The 14,636-nt window shown below is 45.0% G+C and carries 7 protein-coding genes; 4 read left to right on the top strand and 3 right to left on the bottom strand.

All coding sequences use genetic code 11. The features are described from left to right. Nucleotides 1-117: 117 nt before the first annotated feature. The 3 genes from NMG48_RS15120 to NMG48_RS15110 all read right to left on the bottom strand — a co-directional run bounded on the left by NMG48_RS15120 (nt 118) and on the right by NMG48_RS15110 (nt 3,845). On the bottom strand, nt 118-1,191 hold the full coding sequence (locus NMG48_RS15120; RefSeq protein WP_271252317.1) for a glycosyl transferase: 1,074 nt from the start codon (nt 1,189-1,191) through the stop codon (nt 118-120). 84 nt (nt 1,192-1,275) lie between these two features. Further along, a complete protein-coding gene (locus NMG48_RS15115; protein WP_271252316.1) occupies nt 1,276-2,370 on the bottom strand; it encodes a GGDEF domain-containing protein in 1,095 nt (364 codons plus the stop codon). Between the two features lie 374 nt (nt 2,371-2,744). Further along, nucleotides 2,745-3,845 (bottom strand): DMT family transporter, encoded by a 1,101-nt coding sequence (locus NMG48_RS15110; RefSeq protein ID WP_271252315.1) that lies wholly within the window; start codon nt 3,843-3,845, stop codon nt 2,745-2,747. Nucleotides 3,846-4,517: 672 nt separating this feature from the next. On the opposite strand from NMG48_RS15110, the gene NMG48_RS15105 reads away from it, so the two are divergent. The 4 genes from NMG48_RS15105 (at nt 4,518) to NMG48_RS15090 (ending at nt 14,619) form a co-directional block, all read left to right on the top strand. Continuing rightward, entirely contained in the window at nt 4,518-4,817 is a 300-nt protein-coding gene (locus NMG48_RS15105; protein WP_126387368.1) for an HU family DNA-binding protein, read from the top strand. Between the two features lie 188 nt (nt 4,818-5,005). Beyond that, nucleotides 5,006-8,308, top strand: a complete 3,303-nt coding sequence (rpoB, locus tag NMG48_RS15100; protein ID WP_271252314.1) for a DNA-directed RNA polymerase subunit beta — start codon at nt 5,006-5,008, stop codon at nt 8,306-8,308. A 207-nt stretch (nt 8,309-8,515) separates the two neighbouring features. After that, nucleotides 8,516-10,552, top strand: coding sequence for a DNA-directed RNA polymerase subunit gamma (gene rpoC1 / locus NMG48_RS15095; RefSeq protein WP_126387370.1), 2,037 nt, complete (start codon nt 8,516-8,518; stop codon nt 10,550-10,552). 86 nt (nt 10,553-10,638) lie between these two features. Continuing rightward, entirely contained in the window at nt 10,639-14,619 is a 3,981-nt protein-coding gene (locus tag NMG48_RS15090) for a DNA-directed RNA polymerase subunit beta' (protein ID WP_271252313.1), read from the top strand. Nucleotides 14,620-14,636 lie beyond the last annotated feature (17 nt).

Raw genomic sequence — 14,636 nt, 5'->3', positions numbered from 1 at the left:
ACAGAGATTTTGATTTTACGCTGGCGATCGATCCCAAGTGTATCAAAACAGGCAAGTCATAAATGACTCGGCAAATTTAATTCATTAGGTAGAGATACAACTTGGGTAGTTCTTAGTTTAGGCGAAATAGTCCAAAATCGCCTGATTAATAGTTTCTTCTCCGTGCATATCTAGCTGTTTTGCCTCTGCTAAATCTGGAGGGAGGCAGGTCTCATTGAGAAATGACCAATCACCTTCATAAAACTCTTGGGGAGAAATAATCAAATGTTCTGAGTAGTTCTTTACTCCAGCTATTAAAGTCTCAGCCTCTAAAAATCCTTCACGGGTCAGACAAACAACAGGAACCCCAACACGCAGAGCTTCCGCTAATGTGCCATACCCCGGTTTCGTGACGACGCGATCGCATACCACCATTAGATCCACAGGACGAAGGCGATCGCAATTGGCTTTAGTCAAATTTGGTAGGTCAGGAGCACCTCGATCAAAGGTGATAAATTGCCATTCGGGAAACTTGGCGAGATTTTGATAGGGAATCGATTGCAAACTCAACCCTCCAAAGGTGAGTAGAGCCGTGGGGCGATCGCTGTCTAAATTAAATTTCTCACGTAAATATTTAGGGGAATGGTTAGGTTTTGCGCCAGTTAGTCCCACATTTTGAATATTGGGGAAACTAGTCATGGGTTCCGCAAAGGGTAAGCGAAATAAGCGATCGCAATGGCTGTAGGTTTCCGATAGGCGATCGGCAAGTTCTGCATACTTACCACCCCAATCTCGATAGATAAAGTCCCAGCCAAAGTTGCCTGCCATCCAGCAAGGAATCTTCGCTGCTTTAGCAATTTCCGTCAGCATGGGAGGGATATCTCCAAAAATCAAATCAACCTTATTCTCTTGCAAAAATTTCACTTCTTCAGTGATCAAGTCTGCCTGTTGCTCATAAATTGTTTGCCATGCCGCAAAGGTTGCTTCTTGATCAGTAACCAAACTATCAATCTGGATTACACCCACATCAAACACTCGTTGATGGTAAATAAAATCACCTGCGATATATTCCTCCAATAACCAACGTGGAGCCGTCGTCGCAATAATTAACTTAATATCAGGCGATCGCTGTTGCAGATCAGCAAGGACAGCCGCAGTGCGCGTCGCATGACCAAAGCCATGATTGGTAATTGCAGTATATAAAGTGGGCATGAATTTAATTGAGCTGATTATTTTTAATGATTTAAATGTGATGATGTGTCATGTTAAGCACAGCACATTATCTTTTACCGTTACTTAAACTGCGATCTCAAAGCGATTGCGCCCATTCTGTTTAGCCTGATAAAGAGAAGCATCTGCACGTTTAAACAATGAGTCGGTTGTATCATCTGGTCTTGGTGTGGCAATACCAATACTAAACGTCACATGACCAACTTTTTCGTAGACCCATTCAGAATTTCGTTCGTATAGACGCTCGGCTAGATGACAAGCTGTCTGCAAATCGGTTTTCTGTAAAATTATGATAAATTCTTCGCCGCCCCATCTTCCTAATATGTCGGAATCACGAAGATTATGACGCAAAAAATTGGCAAGACAGATCAGTACGCGATCGCCGACATCATGACCAAAAGAGTCGTTAACTTCCTTAAAATGATCAATATCTAATACAAATAACGTTAGATGAGAATTTTCTGTTTTTGCTAGTTCAAGTAAGTGATCGAGGGATTGAGCAGCAAATCTTCGATTTGTAAGACCTGTGAGGTAGTCGGTTGTTGCAGCAACTGACATATTTTCAGCCTGATTCTTTATTTGCACAAGTTGTTCTTTTAAAAGAGCTATTCCTAAAAGCATTAAGATATAAATTGGATGAGCAAAACAGACCACCATTGCTGTTAGATATATTTTATTTAATGCTAAATCAGGAACATACTGAACGCTCCTGTACAAAATAATGGAGATGACTAAGGATGAATAAAACAATCCTGAAGCGATAATAGCATTGCGAATTTCCAGCATAATGAATGCTGATATATAGACCATCGGTAGCCATTGTAAGAACGTGGCGACGCTATATAGATCGACAATAAACAAAGGTAGACCAAAAAGCATTGCTTGAAAATTAACAAAGCAGTAGGTAGCAAAAGTAGTAAAGGTAATATACTCAACTTTTCTTAGGCTTTTGGGCTTTAGATGCAACCAGAAGGCACTGATACCAAATACTGCAATCATGCTTGGGTAAGCAATGTGATCTATCGGATTTATATGTGATTCCAATCCTTCTATCCACCATATTCCTGCGATCGCTAAAACAGCAAAGGTTAAAAACACCTTCATCAAAACTGCCTTGAGATCGTAAAGCGATTGCAGATATTTGGGTTTGATTCGATCCATAGAAATCGCACAAAGTATCAGTTTAAGCAACTGCTTAAAATTCTCAAATATATCAAGATGAGATACTTTAATTAAAATAAAAAAATATATTGTGTTGAAGATGCTGCTTTTCTAAACTTTCAACAAAAATATAGTGATTAAGCCCAGTTTCTTATTCTTAACGTCAGTTTGGGTTAAGCTGACAAATTTTAAAAGCCCAAAATAAAAGCCTTGCTAAGCAAGGCTTTTATTTTGGGGCTTTGAGAGAGGGTTTGCTACGCAAACCCTCTCTCAAAGCCTGTTTCAAACTATCCCGAACTCGCGTTATTCTTAACTGCGGCGAGAATTTCATATGGCACAAATGGCGAAAAATGGTAAGAAATGGCAAGCACTTATTACCATTTTCCGCGTTCATCAAACTGACGTTCATTGATTAGGGACTCATTAACAGGTTGTTGCAAAATTGGCACAGCAGAACTAACCGCCACTTGCTCAGCCGCAGTCAAAATTTTAGCTTCCGTCATTGTTTCCGATTCAGAATTTACTTCACTGCTAACTGATTCTGAGCCACGGACACTGACAAGATAAATACTCGTTAGCGTCAAAATCACACCGATCCATTGCACTAAAGTCAAGTTTTCACCAAGAAAGAGACTGCTAAACATCAGGGCAAATACTGGTGTCGAGAATGTCAGGGCGCTTAAGGTAGTCAAACTTCCTGATGAGGCAAAAAAGAAAAATAACCCATAGGCGATCGCACTACCCATAATCGCCATATAAGCCATGCCTAGCCATCCCCAAGAAGTGACAGCTTGCCATTGATTCTGCTCGATCTGGTTAGAAATGAGTAATAAAGGTAAACCACCAATCACCATGTGCCAACCTGTCGCCATGACTGGATCGGCATAGCGCACTACAGGTCTAATTAAAATTGTGCCGATCGCCATTGACAAGGATGCACCGAGCATAAACCACTCACCAAGGGTAAACACTCCCGCCTCTAAAATTGTGGCAAAGTCGCCAGCCAACAATGCTGTCATAAGCTCCGACGGCAAACCAATTAAGCCAATACCAATTACTCCCACTAATAAACCAAGGGTTGCGCCAATACCAATTTTCTCTTTATATAAAACCGACGCTAGTACTGCAACCGCTAGAGGCTGTGAGTCAATTAATAATGAACCAAGTCCCGCATTGGTACGTACCAAACCCTGCGCTAAAAAGCCTTGAAACATAGTGCCATCAACCAAGGCAAATAAGCTAATCCATAACCACGCTTGCCAACCTTTAGGCTGATTTCTGCCAAAATAAGCCCCACCCAAAATCAGTAACAACCCCGCAGGAAGTAATCTTACTGCTGCCATAAACATGGGACTAGTTTGAGGCAACAAAGCCTTCATCACGACCATCGCCGTTCCCCAAAGAAAAAATGGCGCAATTATGAGGGGAGACTGACGGTTTAGCTCATTGGTACTAGCTGGCGTGGATGACTGCATATTTATTTATAGAGTTGTAAACTTATTTTCGAGAATAGTGAATGGAATGCAAAGTTTGATTGCGAAGATGATAAGAAGTATTCACAATACTATCTCGATCAAAACCCAGAATTTTGAATCATAGCCAACAAAGCGAAGACAATCTACCGAAAGGAACGCAAATTACTTCCAAATTTAGATATACGCAGCAATCCTAAAGGATTCATGAAAGAATAACTCTTTGGAACACACCTCCACAAACACATGAATCTCAGTAGTGCTAAATAGGTAAGGATGGGCGGCGCTTCGCGCCGCCCATCCTTACCACAATAAATCCTTTCCTTTCGGTGGGGCAAGTTGCCACAATTTAGAAATTTGCCATAAAAATTTGAACTTTTGTGAAGTGCTTACCCTGTCTGGGTTACACTGATTGACGATAAACACCAAGACCTGAAACCATTTGTCTGAAAGGGTTTGAGCGCTCCGAACAAGAATTATGGCAATAAGTAATCAAAAAAAACTGCTCAAATCCCTATAAATTAACCGTTGTGTATATACACAAGTGGCAAGTTGCTATTAGAATGATCAAACAGAAGTCATAGTCAGTGCGGCTTTCACTAAAAGCGATCGCACAAATATTTCTTTGACATTAAACTCATACTCACAAATCTTCTATATATTAAGGGGAAACCTATGAACAAAGGTGAACTAGTTGATGCTATTGCTAAAAAGGCAGCAGAGAAAGGCGTAACAGTCAACAAAAAGACTGCCGACGAAGTTCTCTCAGCAACGCTTGAAGTAATCATCGATACTGTAGCTAGCGGAGACAAAGTAACTTTGGTTGGCTTCGGTTCTTTTGAAGCTCGCGATCGCAAAGCCCGTGAAGGTCGCAACCCTAAGACAGGCGAAAAGATGGAAATCCCCGCTACCAAAGTCCCAGCATTCTCCGCTGGCAAGTCTTTCAAAGAGCAAGTCAGCCCTCCTTCTGACTAAAATCTTTTAGACTATTTTTAGACTAAAAGAGGAAGCGCACTGCACTTCCTCTTTTTTTGTGTTGACTCATTTAGTAAAGCGTCAAAATAGCTTGACAATCGGATCGCAACCACGTTACGATAATGTGCTTATGTCTTGACTCAAAATCAGACATATACTCCGCCCACTAAAACTGCAGTCATTAGTGCATGAATAAGCCTACTCTTGTTACTCCTGCCTTCGTTCTACCAGATCTTGTAGAAATCCAGCGGGAGAGTTTTCGATGGTTCCTAGAAGAAGGACTTATTGAAGAGCTTGAGAGTTTCTCACCGATTACAGATTATACGGGCAAAATGGAACTCCATTTTATTGCCAAAGATTATAAACTCAAGCGTCCAAAATATAGTGTTGATGAGTCCAAACGTCGGGATGCCACCTATGCCGTACAGATGTACGTTCCCACGAGGCTTATTAATAAAGAAACAGGAGAAATAAAAGAGCAAGAAGTTTTTATTGGCGATCTGCCCCTGATGACAGATCGTGGAACCTTTATTATCAACGGCGCTGAGCGAGTCATCGTCAATCAGATCGTCCGTAGCCCTGGGGTTTATTACAAACAAGAAATCGACAAAAACGGTCGCCGTACCTACAACGCCAGCCTCATCCCTAACCGAGGCGCATGGCTGAAGTTTGAAACTGACAAGAATGATCTTGTCTGGGTGCGTATCGACAAAACCCGTAAGCTTTCTGCTCAGGTATTGCTCAAAGCAATCGGCTTAAGCGATGCCGAAATTCTTGACGCGCTTACTCACCGTGAGTATTTCCAAAAGACCATTGATAAAGAAGGTCAGTTTGACGAAGACGAAGCCCTCAAAGAGCTTTATCGCAAGCTGCGTCCCGGTGAGCCACCTACTGAGTCTGGTGGTCGTGAACTACTGCGATCGCGTTTTTTCGATCCTAAGCGCTATGACCTCGGCAAAGTTGGACGTTACAAACTCAACAAAAAACTGCGCCTAAATACCCCTGATTCAGTGCGGGTATTGACTGAGAAGGATATTCTCACCGCAATCAATTACTTGATTAACCTCAAGTTTGATATCGGCGAAATCGACGACATTGACCACTTAGGCAACCGTCGCGTGCGTTCCGTTGGTGAATTGCTGCAAAACCAAGTTCGTGTAGGCTTAAATCGTCTTGAAAGAATCATCCGTGAACGGATGACTGTTTCTGATGTTGATGCCCTTACGCCTGCATCCTTGGTCAACCCTAAGCCCCTAGTTGCTGCAATCAAGGAATTCTTTGGTTCCAGCCAACTTTCGCAGTTTATGGATCAAACCAATCCTCTCGCTGAGCTTACCCACAAGCGTCGTCTCAGCGCCCTTGGTCCAGGTGGTCTGACCCGTGAACGTGCAGGCTTTGCGGTACGGGATATTCACCCTAGCCACTATGGTCGCATCTGCCCCATTGAAACTCCTGAAGGTCCTAACGCAGGGCTGATCGGCTCCTTGGCTACCCACGCCCGTGTTAATCAGTATGGGTTCATCGAGACTCCTTACTATGCAGTCGAGAACGGCAAGGTACTGAAAAACCAAGAACCGATCTACATGACAGCCGATGAGGAAGATGAATTCCGAGTAGCTCCCGGTGACGTAGCAACTAACGAAGAAGGTTACATTTTTAACGAAATTGTCCCAATTCGCTATCGTCAAGAATGGGGTACAGCTTCTCCTGAAGAAATTGATTATGTGGCGGTTTCGCCAGTACAGATCATCTCAGTGGCAACATCACTGATTCCTTTCTTAGAACATGATGATGCTAACCGTGCGCTGATGGGATCAAACATGCAACGCCAAGCAGTTCCCCTCTTGCGTCCTGAGCGTCCCCTAGTTGGTACTGGTCTGGAAGCACAGGCAGCCCGTGACTCAGGGATGGTGATCGTCTCGCGAGTTACAGGTGAAGTATCCTATGTTTCTGCCGATGAAATTCGCGTCAGAGCCGATGATACGGGTATCGAGAGCATCTACCGTCTGCAAAAGTATCAGCGATCGAACCAAGACACTTGCTTAAATCAGCGTCCTCTCGTTTGGGTCGGTGATAGTGTTGTCGCTGGACAAGTGCTAGCTGATGGCTCGGCAACCGAAGGTGGTGAAATTGCTCTTGGTCAGAACATCCTCGTTGCCTATATGCCTTGGGAAGGCTACAACTACGAAGACGCAATCCTAATTAATGAGCGTCTCGTAATTGATGATGTTTACACCTCAATTCACGTTGAAAAATACGAAATTGAAGCGCGTCAAACTAAATTAGGTCCTGAAGAAATCACTCGCGAAATTCCAAACGTTGGGGAAGACTCTCTGCGTAACCTTGATGAACAGGGCATTATCCGCATTGGTGCTTGGGTAAGTTCTGGTGAAATCCTTGTCGGTAAAGTCACACCGAAGGGTGAATCCGATCAGCCTCCTGAAGAAAAACTGTTAAGAGCAATTTTCGGTGAAAAAGCTCGTGATGTCCGTGATAACTCTTTGCGCGTACCAAACGGTGAAAAGGGTCGGGTCGTTGATGTGCGCGTATTTACTCGCGAACAAGGCGATGAATTACCCCCTGGAGCAAACATGGTCGTCCGTGTTTATGTCGCTCAAAAACGCAAGATCCAAGTCGGCGACAAGATGGCAGGTCGTCACGGTAACAAGGGCATTATTTCCCGCATTTTACCGAAGGAAGATATGCCTTTCTTGCCCGATGGCACTCCCCTCGACATCGTGTTGAACCCTCTGGGTGTGCCTTCACGGATGAACGTTGGACAAGTGTTTGAATGCTTGCTCGGTTGGGCTGCGGAAAACTTGAATGCTCGTTTTAAGATCGTACCTTTCGATGAAATGTATGGCGAAGAAGCATCCCGTGAGTTGGTACATGGTCAGCTAGAACATGCCCGTAATCACACTGGCAAGGACTGGATCTTTAATGATGGATTCCCCGGTAAATTGACCGTCTATGACGGACGCACTGGCGAACCCTTCGATCAGCCTGTGACCGTTGGTAAAGCATATATGCTGAAACTAGTTCACCTTGTCGATGACAAGATCCATGCGCGTTCTACTGGTCCTTACTCTCTAGTTACCCAACAACCTCTCGGTGGTAAAGCCCAGCAGGGTGGTCAGCGCTTCGGAGAAATGGAAGTATGGGCGTTGGAAGCCTTCGGTGCTGCCTATATTCTCCAAGAATTGCTCACGGTCAAGTCTGACGATATGACGGGACGTAACGAAGCCCTCAATGCGATCGTTAAAGGTCATGCAATTCCTCGTCCTGGTACACCTGAATCCTTCAAGGTATTGGTACGCGAACTTCAGTCTCTCTGCTTAGATGTGTCAGTTCATAAACTATCAGAAGATGGCAGTAACCAAGATACCGAAGTTGATCTAATGGTGGATGTTGGCTCTCGCCGCACCCCTAGTCGCCCAACCTACGAGTCAATCTATCGAGGCGACATTAACTTTGATGAGGATGATGATTAGTTTTTAGCTATTAGCAATTAGCTGTTAGCTGTTAGCTGTTTGGATATCCAAAATTAAAGCTAATAGCTAATTGCTAATAGTTCCAAAATTAATTGAATTTGATCGCGAAAAAAAGCTAATGGCTAATAGCTAATGGCTAATAGCCCAAAAATTCATCAATAAAAGTAAGTAATTTACTTAAACAATTTACTAAGGACGTTGTAACGTATGGCGAAAGTGGAACAGCGATTTGACTATGTCAAGATTGGCTTGGCATCACCCGATCGCATTCGTAAATGGGGCGAACGTGTTCTACCAAATGGCAGTTTGGTTGGTGAAGTCACAAAACCTGAAACAATTAACTACCGCACACTCAAGCCAGAAATGGATGGCTTGTTCTGTGAAAGAATTTTTGGACCTGCTAAGGACTGGGAATGTCATTGTGGCAAATATAAGCGTGTGCGCCACCGTGGTATTGTTTGCGAACGCTGCGGTGTAGAAGTTACGGAGTCGCGAGTACGCCGTCACCGCATGGGCTTCATTAAGCTAGCCGCTTCAGTTACCCATGTATGGTATCTCAAGGGTATTCCTAGTTATATGGCAACCCTGCTGGATATGCCTTTGCGTGATGTCGAGCAAATTGTTTACTTTAACGCCTACGTTGTCCTCAATCCTGGTATTGAAACTGAGGTAGATGGGGTTGTTGTATCCGTCAATAGCCGTGAGATTCGGATTCGGGGTATTGATGGTGTAGAACGTGCTCACTTGTTACATCCGAAGCATGTACCAACGGTGCATGAGAATCAGGTGGTTGAAGCGGGTGAGGCGATCGCTAGTGCCTACAATCTCTCTTACAAGCAATTACTTTCTGAGGATCAATGGATCGATCTTGAGGATCAAATCTATGCTGAAGATCCTGTCTTGGATGGTATTGAAGTTGGTATTGGCGCTGAAGCAATTAAGCAATTATTGCAAAATATCAATCTGGAAAAAGAAGCTGAGCGTCTGCGTACTGATATTGAAAACTCCAAGGGTCAAAAACGCGCCAAATTAATCAAGCGTCTGCGTGTGGTTGATAACTTTGTGGCGACTGGCTCGAAGCCTGACTGGATGGTACTCGATGTCATTCCTGTAATTCCGCCCGACCTGCGCCCAATGGTGCAGTTGGACGGTGGACGTTTCGCTACTAGCGACTTGAACGACCTCTATCGTCGTGTGATCAACCGTAACAATCGTCTGGCGCGTTTACAGGAAATTCTCGCTCCTGAAATCATTGTCCGTAACGAAAAGCGGATGCTGCAAGAAGCCGTAGATGCCTTGATCGATAACGGTCGTCGTGGTCGGACGGTAGTGGGTGCAAATAATCGTCCCCTTAAGTCTTTATCAGACATTATCGAAGGTAAGCAAGGTCGTTTCCGTCAGAACTTACTTGGTAAACGGGTTGACTATTCTGGACGTTCGGTTATCGTCGTTGGTCCTAACCTGAAGATTCACCAATGTGGTCTGCCCAAGGAAATGGCGATCGAGCTATTCCAACCCTTTGTAATTCATCGCTTGATCAAAACAGGCTTGGTGAATAATATCAAGGCTGCGAAAAAGCTAATTCAACGTAATGATCCAGCCGTGTGGGACGTACTCGAAGATGTGATCCGCGAACATCCCGTAATGCTGAACCGCGCTCCAACGCTTCACCGTTTAGGTATTCAAGCCTTTGAACCCTTGCTAGTTAGTGGTCGTGCGATTCAATTGCATCCCCTTGTATGTCCCGCCTTTAACGCCGACTTTGACGGTGACCAAATGGCGGTTCACGTACCTTTATCTATTGAGGCACAGGCTGAAGCACGGTTACTAATGCTGGCTTCTAACAACATCCTTTCGCCTGCAACGGGTCGTCCGATCGTCACACCTAGCCAAGATATGGTTTTAGGCTGTTACTATCTCACTACCGAAAATCCCTATACCCAGAGGGGTGAAGGACGTTACTTCGCCAATTTCAATGATGTGGTGATGGCATACGAACAGAAGGAAATCGATATTCATTCCAGTGTATGGGTACGTTTTGAAGGCATTATCGAAGGTCAGGGTGAAGAGAAAGACAGCGAAGAACCTAAGGTTACGATTTTAGAGGATGGGACTAAGGTTAAGGAATTTCCATTCCGCCGTATTCGTGAAGATGCTGAAGGTGGATTGATTTCGCAGTATGTCAAAACTACCCCTGGGCGGGTGATTTTCAATCAGGCAATTTATGCATCACTAGCTAGCTAAATGGTAAGAGAAACAGTGCTTTGCACTATTTCTCTTACAGCATAAAAATTTGAACTAATTACAAGATTATTTAATAGCTTAATACCATGGCAGATTTCACGATTAGCAACACGGATTCGCCTGAAGAAAAGAAGCCTCAACGCTTTATTAACCGCACCATTGACAAAGGGCAACTCAAAAAGCTGATTGCTTGGGCTTTTACCCATTATGGAACCACTAGCGCTGCTAATGTTGCTGACCAACTGAAGGCGTTAGGTTTTCGCTACGCAACTCAGGCTGGGGTATCGATCAGTATTGATGACTTACAAGTACCTGCCAGTAAAAAGGCTCTACTTGCGGCGGCAGAGCAAGAGATTGAAGAAACTGCGAATCGTTATGTCCGAGGCGAAATCACAGAAGTAGAACGTTTCCAAAAGGTAATTGACACATGGAACGTCACTAACGAGAACCTCAAGGATGAGGTGGTAAAAAACTTTAAGAGTAATAACCCTCTTAACTCCGTGTACATGATGGCGTTCTCTGGGGCGCGGGGTAATATCTCGCAGGTACGTCAGTTAGTCGGTATGCGCGGTTTGATGGCAGATCCTCAAGGGGAAATCATCGATTTACCGATTAAAACCAACTTCCGTGAAGGGCTGACTGTTACCGAGTACATCATTTCTTCCTATGGTGCGCGTAAAGGTCTGGTAGACACTGCGCTACGGACTGCCGACTCTGGATACCTCACCCGTCGTCTGGTAGACGTATCGCAGGATGTGATCGTTCGGGAAAATGATTGCGGTACTACTCGCGGCATTAAGCTCAAAGCAATGCGTGATGGGGAAAAGACCTTAATTAAGCTGTCCGATCGCCTATTTGGTCGTGTCGCTGCTGAAGATATTGTCGATCCTAATACTGGCGAAGTGATCGTCATGCGGAACCAAGAGATTTCTGAAGATCTCTCCTTGGCAGTCCAAAAGGCAGGCGTTGAAGAGGTCTGTGTCCGCTCGGCATTTACCTGTGAATCGACACGATCGGTTTGTCAGATGTGCTATGGCTGGAGCTTGGCTCATGCCGAATTAGTAGATATCGGTGAAGCTGTGGGGATTATTGCCGCCCAGTCCATCGGTGAACCTGGTACACAGCTAACCATGCGTACCTTCCACACTGGTGGTGTATTTACTGGGGAAGTTGCTGAACAACAACGCGCTCCCTATGATGGTGTAGTCAAATACAGTAAGAAGCTGAAAGTCCGCCCTATGCGTACTCGTCACGGTGAAGATGCGTTTATCGTCGAATCTAACGGCGACTTCACGCTCGAAAGTGCTGAGGGTAAGCGCGTTTATGCTGTTACCCAAGGTTCGACCTTGCTAGTACGGGATGGACAGAAAGTTACTCAAGCTCAATTAATGGCTGAGGTTTCGGCAACAGGTAAGACTTCTCGTAAGACGACCGAAAAGGCAACTAAAGCGCTGAATACTGGTTTAGCTGGTGAAGTTCTCTTCTCAGATCTGGCGATCGAAGAGAAGAAAGACCGTCAAGGCAACACTAGTTATGTAGCTCGTGGTGAAAAAGGTCGGGTTTGGGTCTTGGCTGGGGAAGTTTATAATCTTCCTCCCGGTGCTGAACCAACTGTCAAGAATGAACAACAAGTTGTTGAAGGTGATGTTTTAGCCGAAACTCGCTTGATTACTGAGCATGGTGGTGTGGTACGTCTGAGCGAAGAAGACAGCCGCCATAATCGTGAGGTGGAAATTATTACCGCTTCGGTAGTGCTTGATCAGGCGATCGTTAAGGAAGAAAGCTACCAAGGTCGTGAGCATTATATTCTCGAAACCCAAGGCGGTCAAAGCTTCTCCCTCAAGGCTTCCCCCGGAACTAAGCTGACTAATAATCAGGTGGTGGCAGAGCTGATTGATGATACTTACCACACGAAGAGTGGCGGTATTATCAAATTTGCAGGCGTGGAAGTTGCCAAGCGCAGCAAGGGCAAACAGGGCTACGAAGTTGTCAAGGGCGGTACATTGCTCTGGGTTCCTGAAGAAACCCATGAAGTCAACAAAGATGCTTCGTTGTTGATGGTCGAAGAAAACCAATTCATCGAAGCTGGTACTGAAGTTGTGAAGGATATCTTCAGCCAAACCGCAGGCGTTGTCGAAGTATTCCAAAAGAACGATATTTTGCGTGAAATCGTGATCAAACCAGGGGATTTACACTTGGTTGACGATCCTCAAACGGCAATGCAAAAGAATGGTTCTTTGGCTTACCCTGGCACAGAAATTATGCCCGGGTTGGTTTCCCCTGAATTGCGCTATGTGGAGTATTTGGATTCCACAGAAGGTCCTGCGTTACTTTTGCGTCCTGTGGAAGAGTACCAAGTACCTGATGTTCCTACGGTTCCTAGCCAAGAGTCGGTAAACCAAGAAGGTCGTTCCATCGGTTTGCGAGCTGTGCAACGCATTCCTTATAAGGATGGCGATCGCGTGAAGGCGATCGATAGCGTTGAGTTACTCAAAACCCAATTGTTGTTAGAAGTTGATACCGATGCGCCTCAATTGGCAGCCGATATCGAGTTTATTCCTAACGACAAAGACCCTGGTAGCTTGCGTTTACAGTTAGTAATTCTCGAATCCCTCGTGATTCGTCAAGATACCTCTGGCGATCCTGCCCATAGCAATTCGCGGACTCGTTTACTCGTAAATGACGGCGATCGCATTGACCCCGGAGCAGTTGTTGCTCGTACCGAAATTCTTTGCAAACGTGCGGGACAAATTCGCGGTATTCGCCAAGGCTCAGAAGTAGTACGTCGATTGCTCGTAGTCACTGAAGCTGATTGCATCACCACCGATTGTCCTAGCCCCAGCGTTCAACCTGGAGATTTGCTAAGAGCAGGTGACGAAATTGGCGCAGGTGTAATTACTGAAGAATCGGGTCAAGTTCTCAAAGTTGAAGATGGCAAGGTTGTCTTTCGTATCGGTCGTCCTTACCTCGTGTCCCCCGGCGCACTGCTACAAATCCATGATGCTGACCTCGTCCAACGGGGTGACAACATTGCGCTACTGGTATTTGAGCGTGCAAAAACAGGGGACATTATCCAAGGTCTACCTCGGATTGAAGAATTGCTCGAAGCCCGTAAGCCCAAGGAAATGTGCGTACTTGCCCGTACCTCAGGTACTGCTCAAGTTACCTATGACTCTGATGATAATCCTGAAGTCAAGATTCTTGGCGATGATGGCACATTGGATGACGACTATTCCTTCAATGCGGGTCAGAGTGTGATTATCTCCGATGGTCAAAAAGTCTTGGCTGGTGAAGCGATTACCGATGGTCCCGCGAATCCTCATGATATTCTCGACATTTACTTCCATGCTTATAAGGAATCCCTTGGCGTTCGTCAAGCAGCACTCCTTGGTTTACAGAAGGTACAAGAGTTCTTGATGAACGAAGTCCAATCGGTATACCAATCTCAGGGTGTGGATATTTCCGATAAGCACATCGAAGTAATCGTCAAGCAGATGACCTCTAAGGTACGTATTGAGGATGGTGGCGACACCACTCGCTTACCAGGGGAACTTGTAGAACTCCATCAAGTTGAGCAAATCAACGAAGCAATGGAAATTACGGGTGGCGCACCTGCGGACTACACACCTGTGTTGATGGGTATTACCAAGGCAAGTTTGAATACCGACAGCTTTATCTCGGCAGCGAGTTTCCAAGAAACTACTCGTGTTCTCACCGAGGCAGCGATCGAAGGTAAGTCTGACTGGTTGCGTGGTCTGAAGGAAAACGTGATTATCGGTCGTCTGATTCCTGCGGGTACTGGCTTCAATGCTTACGATACGCCAATCGTTGATGTGGATACTGGCTATGAGCCAGATCTCGGCTATGACGAAGAAGCGGATGATGTAATCATTGATGACAATACTGCCCGTAATTATCAAATCATTGAGCCTCGCATCGAGCCAATCCGCGTCATTGATAAGCCTCGTAGTCGTCGCAGCTTTGACGATGAGCTAGTGGATGATGATGTGGAATTCGATGATGATGACGATGAAGAAGATGACGATGATTTCGATGATGAAGACTAACTAAAGAGAGAGGAGCG

The sequence above is a fragment of the Pseudanabaena sp. Chao 1811 genome (assembly GCF_027942295.1).
In the GTDB taxonomy this organism is placed as follows: domain Bacteria; phylum Cyanobacteriota; class Cyanobacteriia; order Pseudanabaenales; family Pseudanabaenaceae; genus Pseudanabaena.
Note: the sequence above shows the minus strand (reverse complement) of the source record. Positions and strands in the feature narration are given on the sequence as shown.